This window comes from Streptomyces sp. NPDC002324 (assembly GCF_053593335.1).
In genome coordinates this window covers 1-20,554 of sequence record NZ_JBSFCF010000072.1, presented here as the reverse complement: position 1 = coordinate 20,554, position 20,554 = coordinate 1, and the positions used below count along the sequence as shown (strand labels likewise).

Genomic DNA, 20,554 nt, shown 5'->3' with positions numbered 1-20,554 from the left:
TTTCCCTTTCCGGCGGTTCCGACTCTATCAGATCCTTTCGGGCCTGATTCCCAGTCAGCGGGTGTTGTCCTCGCGGCTGTTGGGCCGTTCCGACGTTCCAAACCTTAGCGGATCCGCTCGGCAGTTCCCAATCGGGGCTGTCGAACCCAAATCGAATTGCATTCGGGCACGCCGAATTCACCCCGACTGGGAGATCGCACTGGTTGGTTTGTGTGCCGCTCGAAGCGGCGGAGGTGCTGTCGCAGAACCGTTAAGGCTCCGTGGCAACCCGAAGAACTTTACGGATCGCGGGGTGGACTGTCAAGCCTCCCCCCGGTGATCCGCGGGCAAACCTCGGCCACCGCTCGACCGTACTCCTCAGTCGAGGTCGGTGAGGCGGCCGCCGGCGTCCGGCTGGGCGTGCTCGACGCGGCGCAGGAGCCGGGTCAGGACCTCGCCGAGGACGTTGCGCTCCAGAGGGGAGAGGTCCTGGAGGAGGTCCTCCTCGAAGACCGAGGCGAGGCGCATGACCTCCAGCCACTTCTCGCGACCCTCGGGGGTGAGCTCGACGATGACGCGTACCCGGTTGTTCTCGTCGCGTTCCCTGGTCACCAGGCCCTCCGCGACCATGCGGTCGATGCGGTGGGTCATCGCGGCCGGGGTGAGACCGAGCCGTTTGGCGAGTTCGCTCGGGCCCATGCGGTACGGGGCGCCGGAGAGGACGAGGGCCTTGAGTACCTCCCAGTCGGCGTTGCTGATGTCGAGCGCCGAGGTCTGGCGGCCGTAGGCGACGTTCATACGGCGGTTGAGGCGGGAGAGCGCCGAGACGATCTTCTCGACCTGGGGGTCCAGGTCCTGGAACTCGCGCTGGTACGCGGCGATCTGCTCTTCGAGTGTCGGCTCGGTGCTGCCGGAGGTGCCGGGGGTGTCGCCCATGGGCGAAGTATGGCACGACGCTGCTTGGCATCGAAGTCCTTCGAGGTGTACTGTTTAGCTTCTAAGTTTTAGCTTCGAAGTCTTCAACTCTCACTGTCGAGCTGAGGGCTTCCCCTACCTAGGCAGGTGAACGTGACCAGGGGGACGGGCGCAGCGATGCGCCGGATTCACATGGGCAGCGCACTCGGCGCGTTCGGACTCGGCTTCACCGTCCCGTATCTGTACGTCTACGTGGCGCAGGTGCGGGATCTCGGTGCGACGACAGCGGGGCTGGTGCTGGCGGTCTTCGCCGTGGCCGCGCTGGTGGTGCTGCCCTTCGCGGGGCGGGCCATAGTCCGGCACGGTCCGCTTCCGGTACTGCTCACCGCCCTGGTCACCGCTGCCGTCGGATCGCTGAGTCTGGGGCTGGCCGCCGGCGCGACGACCGTGCTGCTGTCCGCGGCGGCGCTCGGCGCGGGGCAGGCCGTGACACAGCCGGCGCTCGCGACGATGATCGTCGACTTCTCACGTGCGGAGAACCGGTCCCGGGCCTTCGCCACGCAGTTCTTCCTGCAGAACCTCGGGCTCGGGGTCGGCGGGCTGATAGGCGGGCATCTCGTCGATGCCACGCGCGCGGGGTCGTTCGTCCTGCTGTTCTCCATACAGGCGGCGATGTTCCTGCTGCTCGTGGGTGTGATGGCGACCGTGCGGGCGCCCCGGACCCCCCAGGTGGAAGGTGTGCCCACCGCTGCGGTCAAGGGAAGCTGGAAGCAGCTGCTCGGCAATCGGGCCATGGTGCAGCTGTGCGTGCTGGGCTTCGTGCTGTTCTTCGCCTGCTACGGGCAGTTCGAGTCGGGTCTGAGTGCGTACGGGGTCGAGGCGGCCGGGATATCGACGTCCGCGCTCGGCACGGCGCTCGCCGCCAACACGGCGGTGATCGTGATCGCGCAGTTCGCCGTGCTGCGGTTCGTGGAGCGGCGCCGGCGGTCTCGGGTGATCGCCGCCGTGGGGCTGATCTGGGCCGTCGCGTGGGGCGTGGCCGGGTTCGCCGGGCTGGGGCAGACGAGCGAGACGATGGCGACCGCCGCGTTCGTCTCGACCTACGCGCTGTTCGGTCTGGGGGAGGCCATGCTGTCGCCGACCGTCGCGCCGCTGGTGGCCGATCTGGCGCCGGCAGGGATGGCCGGGCAGTACAACTCCGCGTTCGCGCTGGTGAAGCAGCTCGCACTGGCGGTCGGGCCGGCGGTGGGTGGGCCCATGGGGGCCTCGCTGCACGCCCCGTACATCGTGACGTTCCTGCTGTTCTCGCTGGGCATCAGTGTGCTGGCACTGCGGCTCGGGCGGCGTCTGACCGACATACAGGACCAGCCTTCGCTCGGGGACAGCCGGGTGGTCGCCGGGAGTGGCGCCGTCGCGGAGCCGGTGGCGGCTCGGGCTTGAGGGGCCGGTCCTGAGGGTGTGCCCGCCGTGCTGAGGACGGCGGGCCCGGTGGAGCGCAGCCGGCGGGCCCGGTGTGGGTGACGTCCACGGCGATCAGCCGGGTGGGAGGGCGCCGGAGATGACGAGGACAAGAAGTTTCGGATCTTTTGGCAACCCTGTGCAGAGCTGTGACCACAAGGAAGCGGATTTGGTCATAGCGGTGACCGGATTCGCTCTACCTCTGGTCAATGGCTGCAAGGAGCACCCCTTCCCATGAACAACCCCACGAACGGCGGACGGCGCGGGCGGCACCGTCGGCGGTGGACCGCGACCGGTCTGGTGCTCGGTGTGCCGGCCGTCCTGGTGCCGTATCTGCTGTTCGCGCAGGAGGACTCGCAGGCGGCGACGGTCGAGCACGACGCCTTCTACCGGCTGGTGTCGGTGCGCAGCGGCAAGGTGCTGGACGTCAACGGGTACTCCACGGCCGACGGCACCCGTATCCAGCAGTGGACCGATCAGAACACCTCCAACCAGCAGTGGAAGCTGAAGCCCGCCGGGGGCGGCTACTACGAGCTGGTGAACCGCAACAGCGGCAAGGTCCTGGGCATAGCCGGTGACTCGACCGCCAGGTCGGCCGCCGCCGAGCAGCAGACCGACAACTCCTCCACCTCCCAGGAGTGGCGGGTCGACGACGTGAGCGGTTCCGACGCCGTCACCCTCACGTCCCGCAGGAGCGGCCTGGTCCTGGACGTCTCCGGTGGCTCCACGGCCCAGGGGGCGGCGGTCATCCAGTATCCCGGCCGGGGCGGCACCAACCAGCAGTGGAAGCTGGTGAAGACCGCCGACAGCAAGGCGTCCGGGAGCGGCGGCACCCAGGCCGGCTCCGCCGCCGGACCGTACGCGTGGAAGAACGCCCAGGTGGTGGGCGGCGGTTACGTCACCGGTCTGGTGTTCAACCAGAAGGAGAAGGGCCTGCTGTACGCGCGCACCGACATGGGTGGCGCCTACCGCTGGGACACCGGGGCCGAGCAGTGGATCCCGTTGACCGACTGGGTCGGCGAGAAGGACTGGAACCTCCTGGGCATCGACTCCCTGGCCACCGACCCCACCGCCCCCGAGCGGCTCTACCTCGGCGCGGGCACCTACACCAACGACTGGGCCGGCAACGGCGCGATCCTGCGCTCCACCGACCGGGGCCGCACCTTCAAGCGCGCCGAACTCCCCTTCAAGCTGGGTGGCAACGAGGACGGCCGCGGGGCGGGCGAACGGCTCGTGATCGGCCCGTCGGACCACGGCACCCTGCTGCTGGGCACCCGCAGGAACGGCCTGTGGCGCAGCACCGACCACGGCGCGAACTGGAAGCAGGTCTCCTCGTTCCCGGTCAAGGACGGGGCGGGCAGCGGCGCCGGCATCTCCTTCGTGACGTACGGCCCGGCCGACAGCAGGACGGTCTACGTCGGTGTCGGCGACAAGTCCACCTCCCTGTACCGCTCCACCGACGGCGGCGGCACCTGGCAGGCGGTTCCCGGGCAGCCCGCCGGCCAGCTGCCGCAGCACGGCGTGATCTCCGGTGACGGCTCGCTGTACGTGACGTACACCGACGCCCTCGGCCCCAACGGTGTGACGGGGGGCTCGGTGTGGAAGTACGCGCCGGCTCGCGGGACGTGGAAGAACATCTCCCCGTCCCAGGGCGGTTACGGGTTCTCCGGTCTGGCCGTCGACCCGCGCAAGCCGTCCACGGTGATGGTCACCACCCTCGACCGCTGGTGGCCGGAGGACGAGGTGTACCGGTCCACCGACGGCGGTACGTCCTGGAAGGCGCTGGCCGACAAGTCGAAGCGGGACGCCTCCGCCGCCCCCTACCTCGGTACCGGCGTCGGGCACTGGATGACCGCCCTGGCCATCGACCCCTTCGACTCCGGGCATGTGCTGTACGGCACCGGCAACGGCATCTGGCGCAGCAAGGACGTCACCGCCGCCGACAGCGGCCGTACCAGCAACTGGACCATCGGGGCACGCGGCATCGAGGAGACCGCACTGGCGGACGCCATCGCCCCGCCGGGCGGCGCCACCGTCATCACCTCCATGGGTGACCAGGGCGGATTCCGTCACGACGACCTGACCGAGGTGCCCGCCGGGCGGCTGACCAACCCGGGGATCCTGCACAGCTCCGACATCGACTTCGCCGAGGCCGAGCCGTCGATGATGGTCCGGGTCGGCAAGGGTGGTGAGCAGGACGGCGGTTACTCCACCGACGGCGGCCGGACCTGGCGCGGCTTCAAGGCGGAGCCTGTGAGCGGCGCCGCCGGAGGCCACATCGCGCTCGCCGCGGACGGCTCCACCATGGTGTGGACCGAGGCCGGTGAGGCCCCGTACCGCTCGACGGACAAGGGAGCGAGCTGGTCACGGGTCGGTGGTCTGGGCAGTGGTGCCGTGGTGGTCGCCGACCGTTCCTCGGCCAAAACCTTCTACTCGCTGTCCGGTGGGACGCTCCATGCCGCCACCGACGGCGGCGCGACCTTCCGTGCGCGGGCCGGCAACCTGCCCGACGGCCGGCTCTTGGCCGTCCCCGGCATCGCCGGAGACCTGTGGATAGCCGCCGGCGACAAGGGGCTGCTGCATTCCACCGACGGCGGCCGCACGTTCGCCACGCTGAAATCCGTGCAGTCCGCCTCCGCCCTCGGCTTCGGCAAGGCCGCGCCCGGCGTTGGCTACCAGGCGCTGTACCTGATCGGGACCGTCAAGAACGTCACCGGAGTCTTCCGCTCCACCGACAAGGGCGCCACCTGGCTCCGCGTCAACGACGACGCCCATCAGTGGGGCAGCATCGGCGGCACCGGCGTCATCACCGGTGACCCCGACACCTTCGGCCGCGTCTACGTCGGCACCAACGGCCGCGGACTCCAGTACGGCACCCCGCTGTCCTGACGTACCGCCCCCGGACCCCCGGGGCAGGACAGCCGAGGACCCCTGCCGCCGCTCAGGTCGCGCGCGGCAGGGCGAACTCGCACCACACCGCCTTGCCGCCGCCGGGCGTGCGGCGGCTGCCCCAGTCGGAGGCGATGGATCCGATGATGGCGAGGCCCCGGCCGGACTCGTCGGCGGGGTCGGCTCTGCGGCGGCGGGGGAGGTGGTCGTTGCCGTCGGTGACTTCGACGATCAGGCGGCGGTCGGTGCGGCGCAGGCGCAGGCGCATCGGCGGGGTGCCGTGCTGGAGGGAGTTGGCGACGAGTTCGCTGGCGGCCAGGACGCCCAGGTCGTGGAGTTCCGGGGGGAAGCGCCAGCTGGTCAGGACGCCGGAGGCGAACGCCCGGGCGCGGGGGGCCGCTTCGACACCGCCGAGGAGCTCCAGGGCGGCGTTGCGGAAGAGTTCGCCGTCGGGGCCGACACGGGCGGGGTGCTGGAGGACGAGGACGGCCACGTCGTCGTCGTGGTCGGCGGTGACTCCGGTCGAGCGGACCAGGCGGTCGCAGACGACCTGCGGGGTGCCCGTGGCACCCGACAGGGTGCGCTCCAGGGCGGCGATGCCCTCGTCAAGGTCCTCGTTGCGCCGCTCCACGAGCCCGTCGGTGTAGAAGACGGCGGTGGCGCCGGGGCCGAGGGGGATCGAACCGGACGCGTGGGTCCAGCCGCCGGTGCCGAGCGGAGGGCCGGTCGGTTCGTCGGCGCGCAGGACCGTGCCGCTCTCGTCGCGGACGAGGATGGGGAGGTGGCCCGCGGAGGCGTAGACCAGGCGGCCCTCGTTGGGGTCGTGGACGGCGTAGGCGCAGGTGGCGATCTGGTTGGGGTCGATCTCGGTCGCGAGACCGTCCAGCAGCTGGAGCACCTCGTGCGGGGGCAGGTCGAGGCGGGCGTAGGCGCGGACGGCCGTGCGGAGCTGGCCCATGACGGCCGCCGCGCGCACGCCCCGGCCCATGACGTCGCCGATGACGAGGGCCGTGCGGCCGCCGCCGAGGGTGATGACGTCGTACCAGTCGCCGCCGACGGCGGTCTCGGTGCCGCCGGGGTGGTAGACGGCGGCGATGCGCAGGTCGTCGGGCTCCTCCAGTTCCTGGGGGAGGAGGGAGCGCTGGAGGGTGACGGCGGTCTCGCGCTGGCGGCGTTCACTGGCGCGGAGGCGTTCGGCGGCCTCGGCGTGGTCGGTGACGTCGGCGGCGAAGATCAGGACGCCGCCGTCGCTCTGTCCGGCTCCGCCGGGGACGGCGACGGGGGTGCAGGTGATCGTGTAGCTGCGGCCGCCGGGGGCCTTGCGGGACTTGACCGTGCGGGGCTTGGAGCTGCGCAGGACCTGGTCCAGGAGCGGGAGGAGGCCGAGGGCGTCCAGCTCCGGCAGGGCCTCGCGGGCCGGTTCGCCGAGCGGGCGGGCGCCGAAGGCCGCGGCATAGGCGTCGTTGACGTAGGCCGTGCGGTGGTCCGGGCCGTGGACGAGGGCGACGAGGGCCGGGATGCGGTCGAGGATCTCGCGGGTCGGGAGGTCGTCGACGGCGGGTACGGCGGGTGGGTCGTCCGGGGGGTCGTCGGTCTGCCGTTCGACGCGGGCCGCGGGCACGGAGCCGTCCCCCCGCCGGTCCGGGGTGACCGTGTGTTCGGTCCGCGCTGCGGCGCGGCGCTGCGTACCGGGGAGCCGGGCGCTCCAGCGCGTGAAGTTCACCGAATCCTTGCCTCGTGCCTCGTGTTGTCGTCTGTGGCCGGCTCCGGATCCGGCCGTGGCCCGGGGTTGCCCCGGGTGCGGCGGTGGGGGACGCCTGGTCGTGGGTACGTGTGGGCGAGGGGATGCCCCGCCCGGGATCATGGATCACGTCGCGGACCAGTCTGGCCGACCGGGCCGACATCCGTCAGACGTCGGCCCGGGTGGTGGAGTTCCTGGATCCGGTCAGGACGACCCCTTCGGGTCCTCCGGGGGCCTTCCACCGGCCGCGAGTTCGAACTCCGCACGGGGGTGTTCGAGTGAGCCGAGCGAGACGATCTCCCGTTTGAAGAGGCCGGAGAGGGTCCATTCGGCGAGGACGCGGGCCTTGCGGTTGAAGGTCGGCACCCGGCTCAGGTGGTAGACGCGGTGCATGAACCAGGCGGGGTAGCCCTTGAGCTTCCGCCCGTAGACGTGTGCGACGCCCTTGTGCAGGCCCAGGGAGGCGACCGAGCCCACGTACTTGTGGGCGTACTTCTCCAGGGGCTGGCCGCGCAGCGAGCGGGTGATGTTGTCGCCGAGGGTGCGGGCCTGGCGTACGGCGTGCTGGGCGTTGGGGGCGGTCTCCTTGCCGGGTTCGGCGGTGACGTCGGGGACGGCGGCCGCGTCGCCCGCGGCCCAGGCGTGCGCGACGCCCTCCACGGTCAGCTCGGCGGTGCACTTCAGCCGGCCCCGCTCGTTCAGCGGGAGGTCGGTGGCGGCCAGGACCGGGTGCGGCTTCACGCCGGCCGTCCAGACGACCGTACGGGTCGGGAAGCGGGCGCCGTCGCTGAGGACGGCGACCCGGTCGGCGCACGACTCCAGGCGGGTGTGCAGGCGTACGTCGATGTTGCGGCGGCGCAGTTCGGTGACCGTGTAGCGGCCCATCTCCTCGCCGACCTCCGGGAGGATACGGTCGGAGGCCTCCACGAGGATCCACTTCATGTCCTCGGGCTTCACGTTGTGGTAGTACCGCGCGGTGTAGCGGGCCATGTCCTCCAGCTCGCCGAGGGCCTCCACGCCGGCGTAGCCGCCGCCCACGAAGACGAAGGTCAGGGCGGCGTCGCGGATCGCGGGGTCGCGGGTGGAGGAGGCGATGTCCATCTGTTCGATGACGTGGTTGCGCAGGCCGATGGCCTCTTCGACGGTCTTGAAGCCGATGGCGTAGTCCGCGAGCCCGGGGACGGGCAGGGTGCGCGAGACGGAGCCGGGGGCGAGGACGAGTTCGTCGTACGCCAGCTGCTCGGCCTCCGTGCCCTCCTCCTCGGTGGCGAGGGTGTCGAGGGTCGCGATGCGTTTGGCGTGGTTGATCGCGGTGGCCTCGCCGATGACGACCTTGCACCGGTCCAGGACGCGGCGCAGCGGCACGACGACATGGCGGGGCGAGATGGAGCCCGCCGCCGCCTCCGGAAGGAAGGGTTGATACGTCATATAAGGGTCGGGGGACACGACGACGATCTCGACGTCGCCGCGTCCGAGTTCCGGTTTCAGCTGTCGCTGCAGACGCAGCGCTGTGTACAGCCCGACGTATCCGCCGCCGACGATGAGAATGCGCATCGGTTCCTTCACCATCCCATGACGCACCTTGCTCGCTGGTTTGTCCACAGGCCCGGCAATTTGTGTGACCGGTCTCCACAACCGCGCGGGGATGGCCGATTCGCCGATGCGTGCGGCAGATGCGCAGGTCAAGTGATGTGAGACGGGTGGCAGGCGGGGGCATAAAACGGACGTATACGGCCCGTACTCCGATCGGGGGGCGCTCCGTGCGGAACGTGCCCCTTCTGAATTGACTCCCTCTCAACTATGTTCGTGTGTCGACGGGGTGTAGGGGGGATGCGTTCAAGAGGTTCGGTCGGGTCCGGGGTCGAGTTCGTGGATCTCGGGTTCGGGTCCGCTTTCCGGGCGGTCCGCGACGGGCGGGCCTGCGCGGGGACCGGGTTGCCGACGAAGGAAATCGGTGACCACCGAGGACCTTGGACGCTCGTTCCGCCGCTCCGGCTTCCGATGACGGGGAGAGTCTCCGGGGGGAGACGTCATTACCGGGGGAACACGTATGCATATTCAGGAGTCCCATTGGTCGTCCGCCTCCACCATCGCACCCGGTGGTGCGATCGGCTCGGCGGGCGGCAACGGACGCGGTGACGGAGTGAGGTCCACTCCGCTCCGCGTGGACGCACAGCGCAACCTCGAGCACGTGCTGCGCGCGGCGCGCGAGGTGTTCGGCGAGCTGGGGTACGGCGCGCCGATGGAGGACGTGGCCCGCCGCGCGCGGGTCGGTGTCGGCACGGTGTACCGGCGCTTCCCGAGCAAGGACGTCCTGGTCCGCCGGATAGCCGAGGAGGAGACGTCTCGGCTCACCGAACAGGCCAGGGTGGCGCTCGGGCAGGAGGAGGACCCGTGGCAGGCGCTGTCGCGGTTCCTGCGGACGTCCGTGGCCTCCGGCGCCGGGCGGCTGCTGCCGCCGCAGGTGCTGCGGGTCGGGGTCGCCGAGGACGGGTCCGACGACATCGGCGGGATCCTCGCCGACGAGGCGCGGGTGCCGCAGCAGCGGGCGCAGCCGACGACCGAGCTCCGGCTGGTCCCGGCGGATCCGGGTGCGGGCGGTGCCGTGGGCGCCGCCGGTCCCGGTGGGCTCGCGGACGATGCCGGGGCTTCGGCGCTGCTCGAGGTCGTGGGGCAGTTGGTGGAGCGGGCCCGGGGCGCCGGTGAGCTGCGCGAGGACGTGACCGTGGCGGATGTGCTGTTGGTGATCGCCACGGGTGCGCCGGCGCTGCCGGACGCGGCGCAGCAGGCTGCCGCGTCGGCTCGACTGCTCGACATTCTGCTGGAAGGGCTGCGGTCCCGGCCGTCGTGATCGTGGCCGGGTGACGTTGCTCCTCAGGGGCGGTCCGGGGTGGTTTCTCCACCCCGCACCGCCCCTGCCTGTTTCGCCGTCCGTTCCCCTGTCCGTTCCCCTGTCTGTTCGGCTGCACCTTCGGCCTCGCCGCGCAGAGGTTTCGGGGCGTGGGTTACTCATATGGGTGAATGGTCGTACCGGGGTCTGGGAAGCCCCCTCGGACGAGTGGTATGCCCGTAGTCCCAGGGACTGAACAAAAGCCAATATGGCACTCTGCCCTGGTGTTGGGGACTGGGTCGGCCGGCGGCGGGGGCTTCCGCGATGGGCGTTGACGGGCGGGACGAGCCGAAGTCGGAGACGGCGGCCGAGGCGGAGGCGGAGCCTCAGGTGCCCGCGCAAGGGGGGCGCGGGGTTCCGGCGCCGTGGGACCGGCTGGACTCCGGGGTGCTGCCACCGCGGGCGCCCGCCGACGCCGACCTGATCGACTGGATGCGGTCGGGGGACGACTCGGCGTACGAGGAGCTGTACCGGCGCCACGCGCAGGCCGTACGCAGGTACGCGCGCACCTGTTGCCGGGACACCCATACCGCCGACGACCTGACGGCCGAGGTCTTCGCCCGGATGCTGCAGGCGGTCAGGGGCGGCTCCGGACCGGAGCACGCCGTACGGGCCTATCTGCTGACCTCCGTGCGACGGGTCGCCGCGACGTGGACGAGTAGCGCCGGGCGGGAGCAGCTGGTCGACGACTTCGCGGTGTTCGCGGCGCAGGCCTCGCGCGGGGCCGACGCGTCGGACACGGACACGCTCGACCTCGGCGCGGACGTGCGGGCGATGCACGAGGCCGAGCAGTCGATGGCGATGCGGGCGTTCCGTTCGCTGCCGGAGCGGTGGCAGGCCGTGCTGTGGCACACCGAGGTCGAGGACGAGTCGCCGAGCGAGGTCGCCACGCTCTTCGGGCTCGACGCCAACGGGACCCGGGTGCTGGCCAGCCGGGCACGCGAGGGGCTCAAGCAGGCGTATCTGCAGGCCCATGTGAGCGCCACGCTCTCCGGCGACCCCGGCGAGTGCGGGCGCTACGCCGACCGGCTCGGAGCCTACGCCCGGGGCGGCCTGCGGACGCGGGCCGAGCGGGGTCTGCGCGCGCATCTGGCGGAGTGCGCCGCGTGCCGGCTGGCCGCCGGGCAGATCAAGGACGTCGCGAGCGGGATCCCGGCAGTCGTACCGGTCGCGGTCATCGGCTGGTTCGGCGCCGCCGGCTACGCGAAGGTCGCCGCGCTCGTCGCCGGGGGCGCGGGGGCCGGGGCGGTCGGGGCGGTCGGGGCGGCCGGTGCCGCCGGCCCGGCGGGTGCGGGCGGCGGGGCCGCCGCGGAGGGTGCGGGCGGCGGGGCCGCCGCGGAGGGGCTCGGCGCGACCGCGAAGGCCGGGATCGCGGTGAGTGTGGCCGGGATGGTCGCCGCGGCGGTGGCGCTCGCGCTGACGGGCGACGACGTGCGGCCCGAGGAGCCGCTGGCCAGGCCGTCCGCCTCCCGGCCGGTCGAGGTCGCGCCGGAGCCGGAGCCGTCGACACCGCGGGACGGGCCCGCGCGGGGCGCGCCCGCGGTGGTGGTGCCGATGTCCAGGCCGTTGCCGGCACCGAAGCCGTCGCCCTCGCCTTCGCCTTCGCCGTCACGGGCCGTGCCCCCGGCACCGACCACGCAGCGGACGCCCCCTCCCACGCCGGACCCGACCCCGACTCCCGCGCCCCCGAAGCCGTCCCCCACACCGACCCCGACGCCCCCTCCCCCGGCTCCGCCCGCCGTCTACCCGTGGAACGAGCTGCGGTACGGCATCCTCGGCGACGGCACCGAGCCGGAGATGCGGCTCGAGGAGAGCAGCTGGGTCTGGCAGCGGTACGGGATGTCGATCGCCGGGAAACGGTACGGCGACGGGGTGACCGTGCACGGCCGCTCCTCCGTGACCATCGATCTCAACCGCCGCTGCGCCGCGTACGACGCGTTCGCCGGCGTCGACGATCTGACGCACGGCCTCGGCGAGGTCCGCTTCTCGGTCTACGGAGACGGGGTCCGGCTGTGGCGGTCCGGGCCGGTGCGGGGCGGGGGGCCGGCGGTCCCGGTGCATGTGGATCTCGGCGGGCGGGAGACGGTACGGCTGGTGGTGGAACCGCACGGCCCCTACGAGCTGCCGGTGCCGGCGGACTGGGCGCAGTCGCGGTTCAGCTGCGGGTGAGCGGTCGGTGGTCCGCCGGGGAGCGGGGGCGGCCGGGGGTCAGGGGCGGGGGTCCGTCCGGCATGAGGGTGGGAGGGGGGGTGGGGGTGCCCTGGTCGTCGGCTGTGCCGGGCAGGTTTTTCTCGCCCCCGCCGCCCCTACCCGTCCCATCCTCCAGGGGCGCTGCCCCTTCGACCCCGGGCACTGCGCTCCGCGGGGTGGGTGGGGTGGGAGGGGTGCTGACGGACGTTCGTAGGTGCGGGCGCGTCGGGGCATGTCGCGCAGTTCCCCGCGCCCCTGGGTAGGCGGGGGCCGGACCGCGCTCGTACGTGCCGGAGCGTCGTGGTCTGTCGCGCAGTTCCCCGCGCCCCTGGGTGGGACGGGCCGGACCGCGCTCGTACGTGCCGGAGCGTCGTGGTCCCCCTAGGAGGTCATGCCTGTCTCGCTGTCGCCCCCGTGCCCAGGGCGCCTCTTTGGGGGGTGATGCCGGCCGGTACCGCGCGTTGTCTGGCGGGGGTGCCCGTCCAGCAGGTGCCTCTGCGGGAGAGGAGGCGGCGCAGCCAGAGTTCGAGGGCGACCAGGTCGGCCAGGCCGTCGAGGGGGAGGGGTTCGCCCTCGGCGGCGGCGCGGAGGGCCTTGCGGACGACTCGGGCTTCGACGAGGCCCGCCTGGGCGAGCAGGGGCGTGTCGAAGAGGGTGATCAGGGTGTCGGCGGCCACGCGCAGGCCGGTGCGGGCGGCGGCGTGCGAGGTGGCGTGGGAGGGGGCGCCCCAGCCGGGCGGGAGGTCGGTGACGCCGGCGCCCTCCAGGACCGTACGGAGGATCGCGGCGCGGGCGCCCGGCTGGACGCGCAGGGCCTCGGGGAGGGTGCGGCAGGCGCGGACGACCTGGTTGTCGAGGAAGGGGGTGTGGAGGCGCTGCGAGCGGATCTCCGCCGCCTGTTCGAGGATGCGGACGTCCGCCGCGTGCCGGGCCAGGGCCGCGCGGGCGCGGACGTCGCCGGGGCGCTGGCCGGGGCCGACGGTGGAGCGGCCCGTCGTCGCACCCAGACGAATCGATACTTCTGCCAGGGCCTCGCCCGTGAGCCAGCGGGCGGCGGGGCCGGGTCTGGCCCAGGTGAGCGCGGCCAGGGAGGCGCCCACCGCGCCCCCGGGCTCCTCGAAGCGGCGCTGCATCAGGCGGTCGGCGAGGACCTCGACGCCGACGCGGTACGGGGTGCGGGCCAGCTTCCGCGCCGCGCTGTACACGCGCGCGGGGACCATCACCGAGCCGTCGGCCTTGGCGAGGGCGGCGACCGGCCGGACGAGGTGGCGGCGTTTACGGTCCATCAGGAGGTCGGCGAGGCGGGCGGGGTGGGCGTCCAGGACCTGGCGGGCGCCGTAGCCGGTGAAGTGGTCCGCGCTGCCGGAGGCGAGGCGGGCGCGGTGGCGGGCGGCCGTCACCAGGGAGGGGCCGGGCTCGTCGGTCAGGGGGACTTCGAGGTCGGCGTAGGGAAGCATCTCCTCGCCGCCGGTGACGATGACATGGTGGAGGCGGGGGTTGGCGGCGAGCGTGCCCGCGCGTTCCAGCTCGGTCTCGCGGCCCGATGTGACCAGGTCGTTGAACGTGACGGCGAGGAGGCGTTCGCCGGCGCCCGTGCCGTGGCCGAGGACCGTGCCGGGGGCGCCGGGCAGACCGGCGGCGAGCAGGGCGAGGGTGCCGGAGGCGGGGCCGCCGGAGACGTCGGCGCCGATGCCGGGTACGGGCATGCCGCGGGCGGCGCGGCGCTCGGCGGGGCCCATGCCGGGGACCGGGCCGGGATCGACGTCGGGCACGTGCCGGGGGGCGGCGAGGCGGACCCGTACGGACTCCACGAGGGCGTCGCGGACGGCGTCCACCGCGCTGTCCGGGTCGGCGGCGGGCGCGGCGACGGCGAGGGAGGCGACCGGCTCGTAGCCGGCGATCTCTCGCGCCCCGGCGCGCAGGATCAGTGCGTGCCCCGGAGGAATGCGGCGCACGCCGTCGTACGGAGTGGAGTCCTGGAGGGCGTCCGGTACGTCGGGGGCGGCCAGCAGGGCCGCCAGGTGCCCGAAGTCGAGGTTGGCCTCGACGAGGTCGGCGAGGGGGAGGGCGGCGGTCGCGTACGCCGTGCCGCCCGCCCACGGGGTGTGGAAGACCGGACGGGCGCCCGCGAGGTCGCCGCAGACGGTCACCCGGCGGCCGACCTGGACGACGGCGGTGTAGCTGCCGGGCCAGGCGGTGAGGTGGCGCAGGGCGCCGCCCCGGGCCGCGAACAGGCCCACGCGCAGCTGCTCGTCGGAGGCTCCGCAGATGCCGAGCACGGCGATCCTCGTCTGGGCGTCGGCCGACACCACGCGCACCTCGTCGGGGCGCCAGTCGCCGACGGCCCACAGCGGGTCGGGGTCGCCCCACAGGAGGTGGGAGCCGACCGGGTGGACGGTCTCGCCGTCGAGTCCGGTCGCGCCGGCGGTACCGAAGGCGGGCGCGCCAGCGGCGGTACTGCTCCATCCCACCAACCACCGCATCGACGCCTCCACAGGCTGTGGACAACCGGTGCACCGTACGAACGGCACCCATGCTGCCACGAAGGAGGCGTACCGGAGGGCGTGTGGTCCGGCTTGCGCACCGGTGAGTGCGCCCCTGGGGAGCCCTGAACGCTCCCCCGTCGCCCCCTCAAGTCGCCTCGGACGAGGGGTGGTCGACAAAGGTGGACCCCGGGTCTACGACGTGAATGCGCCCCCGGTACGCTCCCCCAAAACACCTAACGCGCCCTCAACAGACGTGGTCGGAGCGGTATTCACCCTCGACGACCACCGTCGATTTTCGGCCAAATCGTCCCCGAAGGGCGAAGTCGGCGCACCCGCCGTACCACCCCCGATGACGACACAGCGTCAACGCACAGTCCGGGAGGCGGAGTTCGCCCCCCGGACCGGTCCGCCGCCCGCGGGGATGTAGGCGGCGGTGTCCCCCAGCCCACTGGATCCAGTACAGCGGGCCGACCCACGCACCACCATGGAACCGCTCCCCCGGTGGCCGGAGTAGAGCGCACGGGCAGGCGCACGGCCACACAGCGGGAGCACATCACCACCCTCCGTGCTGCGCCCGCACTTTCGTACGGACCACAATCCCGCCATCCGGATTTACGCCCCTTAACGCTTGGGATGCGGCGAACTACGCTGGGTTTACGAATGCCGCGTGCCTATGCCGCCGCGGCAGCCGTCTGTTCGAGGGGTGGCGCAATGTCCAGGGAGCAACGCGGGCCGAACGAAAAACTCGGCGCCGTTCTCGCCCTCGCGGGAATCAGCAACGCAGGACTCGCGCGTCGCGTCAACGACCTTGGCGCTCAACGCGGGCTGACACTTCGCTACGACAAGACCTCGGTGGCGCGGTGGGTCTCCAAGGGCATGGTCCCCCAGGGCGCCGCGCCGCACCTCATCGCGGCCGCGATCGGGCAGAAGCTCGGCCGTCCGGTGCCGCTCCACGAGATCGGACTGGCGGACGCGGATCCCGCTCCCGAGGTGGGCCTCGCCTTCCCCCGTGACGTCGGACAGGCGGTGCGCGCGGCCACGGAGCTGTACCGCCTCGACCTCGCCGGCCGCCGCGCGGGCACCGGCGGCATCTGGCAGTCCCTCGCCGGATCGTTCGCGGTCAGCGCGTACGCCACACCCGCCTCACGCTGGCTGATAACCCCGGCCGACAGTTCGGTGGCGCGCGAGGCGGGCTCCGCGGAGGGCTCCGGGTCGCCGCTGAAAGTCGGCCACAGCGATGTGCAGAAACTGCGCGAGGCCGCCGAGGACGCCAGGCGCTGGGACTCCAAGTACGGGGGCGGCGACTGGCGTTCGTCCATGGTGCCGGAGTGCCTGCGGGTCGAGGCCGCGCCGCTGCTGCTCGGCTCCTACTCCGACGAGGTGGGCCGCGCGCTGTTCGGAGCGTCCGCGGAACTCACCCGCCTCGCCGGCTGGATGGCCTTTGACACGGGTCAGCAGGAGGCCGCGCAGCGGTACTACATCCAGGCGCTGCGGCTCGCGCGGGCCGCCGCCGACGTGCCGCTCGGCGGGTACGTGCTCGCCACGATGTCCCTGCAGGCGACCTACCGCGGCTTCGGCGACGAGGGCGTCGACCTCGCCCAGGCCGCGCTCGAACGCAACCGTGGGCTGGCCACCGCGCGCACGATGAGCTTCTTCCGGCTCGTCGAGGCGAGGGCGCACGCGCGGGCGAGCGACGCGGTGGCCGCCGGTGCGGCCCTCAAGGCCGCCGAGGGCTGGCTGGAGCGGGCCCGCGACGGCGACAACGACCCCACCTGGCTGGGCTTCTACGGCTACGACCGGTTCGCCGCGGACGCGGCCGAGTGCTACCGGGACCTCAAGGCGCCACGTCAGGTGCGCCGGTTCACGGAGCAGGCGCTGTCGCGGCCGACGGAGGAGTTCGTACGCTCGCACGGGCTGCGGCTCGTCGTGTCGGCGGTCGCCGAGCTGGAGTCCGGCAACCTGGACGCGGCATGCGAGCAGGGGGTACGGGCGGTGGAGGTCGCGGGGCGCATCTCCTCGGCGCGCACCACCGAGTACGTGAAGGATCTGCTGCACCGGCTGGAGCCGTACGGGGACGAGCCGCGGGTGATCGAGCTGCGGGAGAGGGCGCGGCCCTTGCTGATGACACCGGCGTGAGCGCTCCGCCCACCTCGGGGCGCCCGGGTCGAGAACGTGACCAGCGCCATGAAGACGGCTTCCGGGTTTGAGGGCATTGTCAGTGGTGCAGTGCACTATCGGAGTCGGGAGGTGGGGCGCGTGCGGAGGCAGGGCGCGTACGACTGCGATGTGCTCGTGGTCGGCGGCGGGATCGTCGGGCTGTCGACGGCGTACGCGATCACGCGGGCCGCGCCGGGCACGCGGGTCACCGTGCTGGAGAAGGAGCCGGGCCCGGCCCGGCATCAGACCGGGCGGAACAGCGGCGTCATCCACAGCGGGATCTACTACCGGCCCGACTCCCTGAAAGCGCGGTACGCCGTCAGGGGCGCCGCCGAGATGGTCAAGTTCTGCGCCGAGTACGGCATCGACCACGCCGTCACCGGAAAGCTGATCGTCGCCACCGAGAAGTCGGAGCTGCCCCGGCTGCACGCCCTCGTACAGCGCGGCCGGGAGAACGGAATCCCGGTGCGGGAGCTGGGCGCCGCCCAGATCGCCGAGTACGAGCCGGAGGTGCGCGGCCTCGCGGCCATACACGTCGGCACCACCGGGATCTGCGACTACGTGGAGGTCGCCCGGCAGTTCGCGCGGGCGTCCGGCGCCGAGATCCGGTACGGCGCCGAGGTCGAGCGGATCGACCGGCGGGCCTCGCTGGGGGTCGCCGTCCGGATCCGGGGCGGCGATGTCGTACGGGGCCGGGTGCTGGTGAACTGCGCCGGGCTGCACTGCGACGAGGTGGCCCGGATGACCGGGGACGACCCCGGGATGCGGATCGTGCCGTTCCGGGGCGAGTACTTCGAGCTGGCGCGGCCCGAGCTGGTCCGTGGACTCGTGTATCCGGTGCCCGATCCGGCGTTCCCGTTCCTCGGGGTGCATCTGACCCGGGGGATCGACGGAGGCGTCCACGTCGGACCCAACGCGGTGCCGGCGCTGGCCCGCGAGGGGTACGCGTGGGGGACCGTACGGATGCGTGAGCTGGGGGCGACGCTGGCGTGGCCCGGCTCCTGGCGGATAGCCCGGCGGCACTGGCGGTACGGGGCGGGGGAGCTTCGGCGCTCGGTGTCGAAGAGGGCGTTCACCGGGGCGGTGCGGCGGTTGTTGCCCGCGGTCTCGGAGCGGGACCTCGTGCCCACGGCCGCGGGGGTGCGGGCCCAGGCCGTGCTCCGGGACGGGACGCTCGTGGACGACTTCATGATCCGGGAGGGAGCGCGGGCCGTGCACGTGCTGAACGCGCCCTCGCCCGCGGCGACCGCGTCCCTGCCGATCGGCCGGGAGGTCGGGAGGAGAGCCCTGGCGGCACTGGCCGAGGTCTGAGGGGTTCCCCCCGGGGACCGGGCCCCGTGGTGGGGTCCGCCGGGACCGCGCCCCGTGGTGGCGTTCCGCCGCCCGGGAGGCCCGCCCCAAGGGGTGGGGGAGGCCGGGGCGCTTCGGGGCGCCGTAAAATCGTCTCACTGTGTCTGACTCCGCCGATGCCCCCGAGCCCCGCACCTCCGGTGCCTCCCTCCGGCACACCCGGGTCAAGGGTGAGCCGCGCTTTCCCGACGGCCCCAGGCCGGATCCCGCCGGGTCGCACTTCGAGCGGCGGATCAGGAGTTTCCAGCCGCGGCGCAGTCGGGTGACGGCCGGGCAGGCGGACGCCCTGCAGCGGCTGTGGCCCCAGTGGGGGCTCGACATCGACGGTCGGGCGCTGGATCTCGTCGAGCTGTTCGGCGACGAGAAGCCCGTCGTGCTGGAGATCGGGTTCGGGATGGGCGAGGCGACCGCGCTGATGGCCGCCGCCGATCCGGAGACCAACGTGCTCGCGGTGGACGTGCACACACCGGGCCAGGGGAACCTGCTGAACCTCGCGGACCAGTACGGCCTCTCCCATGTCCGGGTCGCGAACGGCGACGCGATCATCCTGCTGCGGGAGATGCTCACGCCCGGCTCGCTGGCCGGACTCCGGGTGTACTTCCCCGACCCCTGGCCGAAGAAGCGGCACCACAAGCGGCGGCTGATCCAGCCGGAATTCCTCACGCTGGTCGCGTCACGGCTCGCGCCCGGGGCGCTCGTGCACTGCGCGACGGACTGGGAGCCCTACGCCGAGCAGATGCTGGACGTCCTGACCGCGCACCCCGACTTCGAGAACACCCGGGCCGACGGCGGCTTCGCGCCACGTCCCGACTTCCGGCCGCTGACCCGTTTCGAGGGGCAGGGACTGGACAAGGGTCATGTGGTGAACGATCTGCTCTTCCGTCGCGTACAGCAGCGTGAACAGCAGCAGGAGCGACAGCGGACGCGGAAGTCCGAACACCCCGAACAACCCCCCACCACAGGCGTCTGAAGGCTGGCGCCCAGCACTTGGCGGCCGGTTCGGCGGGCGCGGTCCGGCGGGCCGCACCACGCGCCGTCGCGGGCGGCGCCCCTCCCTCGTTAGGGTCAATGCAATGGCCACCAGTCCCCCCTACCCGACGCGTCCCCCCGGCTTCGCCGACGGCCACGCGTTCAGGCCCACGCGCTGGTGGCAGCGGAAAAGCGTCAGATACAGCGCGCTGACGGCGCTGCTCGCGGTCTCCGGACTCGTCATCCTCGCGCTCGTGCGCGAACAGACCGGCACGGAGGGCTTCCTCGTCGGGCTGGGGCTGGCCGTGCTGCCGGTGCCGTTGCTCATGACCGCGTTCCGGTGGCTGGACCGGGTGGAGCCGGGGCCCTGGCGGAACCTGGTGTTCGCGTTCGCCTGGGGGGCGTGCGCGGCGGCGCTGATAGCCATCGTGGCGAACAGCTTCGCGACGCGCTGGATAGCGACGGCCACCGCCGATCCCTCGCACGCGGACACCCTGGGTGCCACGGTCATAGCGCCCGTGGTCGAGGAGATCGCCAAGGCCGCGGCCGTCCTGCTCGTCTTCCTGTTCAGGAGGCGGGATTTCACCGGGATCGTGGACGGGGTGGTGATCGCGGGGTTCACCGCGACCGGCTTCGCGTTCACCGAGAACATCCTGTATCTGGGCACCGCCTTCGGGACGGACCAGCTCAGCGGCGGGAGCGGGCTGGCATCGGTCACCGCGGCCACCTTCTTCGTACGGGTGATCATGTCGCCGTTCGCGCATCCGCTGTTCACCGTGCTGACGGGCATCGGATTCGGGATCGCGGCGGTCTCCGCCGAGTGGCAGCGGGGGCGGCGCGTCCTCGTACCGCTGAGCGGGCTGCTGCTCGCCATGGGGATGCACTCGGTGTGGAACGGGTCGGCGACGTTCGGGGAGTACGGGTTCTTCGCGGTGTACGCGGGGTTCATGGTGCCGGCGTTCGGGTTGCTGACGTGGTGGGTGATCTGGGCCCGGCAGCGGGAGTTGCGGACCGTGCGGGAGGCCTTGCCGGCGTACGCGGCCGCGGGGTGGCTGACCCCGGCCGAGCCGTACGTCCTGGGGTCGATGCGGGCGCGGCGGGTGGCGCGGGAGTACGCGGCGCATCACTTCGGGAAGGCCGGGGCCCGGACGATCGCGGAGTACGAGTCGTACGCGACGCGGTTGGCGTTCCTGCGGCGTCGGGGGCTGCGGGGGTGGGCCGGCGGTGACTTCGCGCTGCGGGAGCGGGAGCTGCTGTTCGAGCTGTGGCGGCGGCGGGAGGTGGCCCGCCCGGCCATGGGGTACGCGGGCCGGGACGCCGGGCCCGGACACGGGTACGCCTACGGATACGGCGGATACGGCGGATACGGGCCCGCCCACCCACGGCCGGTGGCCCACGGGGTGGCCGCGTACCCGTCGTACAACCCGTACCGGACCTAGATGAATGAGTCCAAGGGGCTTTCGTCACGGTCAGTGGTCGTAGGCGATCAGTGACCGTTTGACCGGCTGCCCGGTGCGGTCGTTGTACCAG

General features: G+C 72.6%; 12 protein-coding genes. 8 read left to right on the top strand and 4 right to left on the bottom strand.

Features of this window, described 5'->3' with window-relative positions; genetic code table 11:
- Positions 1–357: 357 nt before the first annotated feature.
- Positions 358–915, bottom strand: a complete 558-nt coding sequence (locus ACWCRJ_RS43625) for a MarR family winged helix-turn-helix transcriptional regulator (protein ID WP_450944537.1) — start codon at positions 913–915, stop codon at positions 358–360.
- 171 nt (positions 916–1,086) lie between these two features.
- On the opposite strand from ACWCRJ_RS43625, the gene ACWCRJ_RS43620 reads away from it, so the two are divergent.
- Together ACWCRJ_RS43620 and ACWCRJ_RS43615 are read left to right on the top strand one after the other, a co-directional pair.
- On the top strand, positions 1,087–2,334 hold the full coding sequence (locus ACWCRJ_RS43620) for an MFS transporter (RefSeq protein ID WP_450944536.1): 1,248 nt from the start codon (positions 1,087–1,089) through the stop codon (positions 2,332–2,334).
- A 252-nt stretch (positions 2,335–2,586) separates the two neighbouring features.
- Positions 2,587–5,241 (top strand): RICIN domain-containing protein, encoded by a 2,655-nt coding sequence (locus ACWCRJ_RS43615; RefSeq protein ID WP_450944535.1) that lies wholly within the window; start codon positions 2,587–2,589, stop codon positions 5,239–5,241.
- A 52-nt stretch (positions 5,242–5,293) separates the two neighbouring features.
- Here ACWCRJ_RS43615 and ACWCRJ_RS43610 read toward each other — a convergent pair whose 3' ends face one another.
- A complete protein-coding gene (locus tag ACWCRJ_RS43610) occupies positions 5,294–6,964 on the bottom strand; it encodes an ATP-binding SpoIIE family protein phosphatase (RefSeq protein ID WP_450944534.1) in 1,671 nt (556 codons plus the stop codon).
- A 222-nt stretch (positions 6,965–7,186) separates the two neighbouring features.
- Positions 7,187–8,551 (bottom strand): NAD(P)/FAD-dependent oxidoreductase, encoded by a 1,365-nt coding sequence (locus tag ACWCRJ_RS43605; RefSeq protein WP_450944533.1) that lies wholly within the window; start codon positions 8,549–8,551, stop codon positions 7,187–7,189.
- Between the two features lie 481 nt (positions 8,552–9,032).
- On the opposite strand from ACWCRJ_RS43605, the gene ACWCRJ_RS43600 reads away from it, so the two are divergent.
- Together ACWCRJ_RS43600 and ACWCRJ_RS43595 are read left to right on the top strand one after the other, a co-directional pair.
- Positions 9,033–9,833, top strand: coding sequence for a TetR/AcrR family transcriptional regulator (locus ACWCRJ_RS43600; protein WP_450944532.1), 801 nt, complete (start codon positions 9,033–9,035; stop codon positions 9,831–9,833).
- A 303-nt stretch (positions 9,834–10,136) separates the two neighbouring features.
- Complete coding sequence (locus tag ACWCRJ_RS43595) at positions 10,137–12,041, top strand: sigma-70 family RNA polymerase sigma factor (protein ID WP_450944531.1); 1,905 nt, start codon at positions 10,137–10,139, stop codon at positions 12,039–12,041.
- A 410-nt stretch (positions 12,042–12,451) separates the two neighbouring features.
- On the opposite strand, the gene ACWCRJ_RS43590 is transcribed toward ACWCRJ_RS43595, so the two are convergent.
- On the bottom strand, positions 12,452–14,545 hold the full coding sequence (locus tag ACWCRJ_RS43590) for an asparagine synthase-related protein (RefSeq protein ID WP_450944530.1): 2,094 nt from the start codon (positions 14,543–14,545) through the stop codon (positions 12,452–12,454).
- A 714-nt stretch (positions 14,546–15,259) separates the two neighbouring features.
- On the opposite strand from ACWCRJ_RS43590, the gene ACWCRJ_RS43585 reads away from it, so the two are divergent.
- From ACWCRJ_RS43585 to ACWCRJ_RS43570, 4 genes are all read left to right on the top strand, one after another.
- The gene (locus ACWCRJ_RS43585) at positions 15,260–16,684 is read left to right on the top strand and encodes an MFS transporter (protein WP_450944529.1); all 1,425 of its coding nucleotides are present in this window, start codon (positions 15,260–15,262) and stop codon (positions 16,682–16,684) included.
- A gap of 120 nt (positions 16,685–16,804) precedes the next feature.
- Positions 16,805–18,016 carry an L-2-hydroxyglutarate oxidase gene (lhgO, locus tag ACWCRJ_RS43580; protein WP_450944528.1) on the top strand — a complete coding sequence of 404 codons (1,212 nt, stop codon included), beginning with the start codon at positions 16,805–16,807 and terminating at the stop codon, positions 18,014–18,016.
- 139 nt (positions 18,017–18,155) lie between these two features.
- Positions 18,156–19,025 (top strand): tRNA (guanosine(46)-N7)-methyltransferase TrmB, encoded by an 870-nt coding sequence (trmB, locus tag ACWCRJ_RS43575; protein ID WP_450944527.1) that lies wholly within the window; start codon positions 18,156–18,158, stop codon positions 19,023–19,025.
- 103 nt (positions 19,026–19,128) lie between these two features.
- Complete coding sequence (locus ACWCRJ_RS43570) at positions 19,129–20,463, top strand: PrsW family intramembrane metalloprotease (RefSeq protein ID WP_450944526.1); 1,335 nt, start codon at positions 19,129–19,131, stop codon at positions 20,461–20,463.
- The last annotated feature ends 91 nt before the right edge of the window (positions 20,464–20,554 follow it).